Genomic DNA, 1,069 nt, shown 5'->3' with positions numbered 1-1,069 from the left:
GAGGGTGTCATAGAACTCTTGTCACACCGTGATCACGGTACTTCCTGGATTGTCTCCACGTTCGTAGTTGGTGATTGCAACGACGAGACGAAGGCACAGCGCGAGGAATACTTGTACTCGTGCATGAACGCGGCCTCGGGCGAACGCACGCCCGAGGCCGCAGTCCTTGACTGATTCGTTGGTTCGTTCGACGCCACTCCGCCGATTGTACGTCTCGTCTAGCGTCGATTGCTTCAGCTGTACGTCCTCGCTGTGTTTTTCGATTCGATCTTCGACCCTGTAATCGATGTCTTTCGGGTCATCGGCGTTTCGTGCGTTGTACGGAGCGACTGGCACGACCCCTGCGGCCAGCAGGTGGTCGTGCCAGTCGAGCGTGTCGTAGGCGCTGTCTCCAACCATCCAGATCGGTTGCTCGACGGCGAGCGCGTCACGCGTGACGCGCATCGCCGTCTCTTCTGGTGCTTGTTTGCTCTCTGTGAACTCCGCTGCGATTGGTATCTTTTGCCCGGTCGAGACGATCGTACAGCCGTAGCCGTAGTAGTACACGTCTTCGGTTGGATCGTAGCACTTTGACGCGTCTGGGTCGGCTGGCATCGCCCTCACGTCGGTCGAATCGATACAGTAGGTCAAGTCGAGCAGGCCGCGGCGGGCGGCCTGCTCGACGAGGTGGGTGAAGACGTTGTCAACAACGTATTCAAGATCGGTGAGGAAGCGATCGACCGCGTCTCTCGACGGCGGTCGATCGAAGCCACAGCTCAACCAGACAACCGCGTTCCGAAGCTCTCGTTCAACGGGACGGATGCCGTAGATGTCCTTGTAGTAGCAGTGGAGAAAGCCACGCATCAGCTCTGGTGGTTCGTGGTCTCGTGTTCGCCCCGTCTTGGCCGGGGCGAACACGTCAAGCTCTTCGAGAAACTCGAAGGAGAGGTGCTCGAACAGCGCTAGCGTCTCTGTCTCGACATCATTGAAGAACGACTCTACCAAAGGATCATCTTGCAGGGTCGCTGAACTCATCCACCTCAGCGTTCACCCTGCTTGTTGGTGTGCCAATCGTTCTATGACACCCTCT

At 57.7% G+C, this 1,069-nt stretch carries 1 protein-coding gene; it reads right to left on the bottom strand.

The window, feature by feature from the left end; all coding sequences use genetic code 11:
• Positions 1 to 21: 21 nt before the first annotated feature.
• Positions 22 to 1,014, bottom strand: a complete 993-nt coding sequence (locus ACERIT_RS16130; protein ID WP_373675871.1) for a transposase — start codon at positions 1,012 to 1,014, stop codon at positions 22 to 24.
• Positions 1,015 to 1,069 lie beyond the last annotated feature (55 nt).

Source organism: Halopenitus sp. H-Gu1, from assembly GCF_041821145.1.
Taxonomy (GTDB): domain Archaea; phylum Halobacteriota; class Halobacteria; order Halobacteriales; family Haloferacaceae; genus Halopenitus.
This window is presented reverse-complemented; position numbering and strand designations above follow the sequence as displayed.

Coding starts and splice junctions, on each gene's coding strand:
- ACERIT_RS16130 (WP_373675871.1), bottom strand. CDS start 1,014: ATGAGTTCAGCGACCCTGCAAGATGATCCTTTGGTAGAGTCGTTCTTC.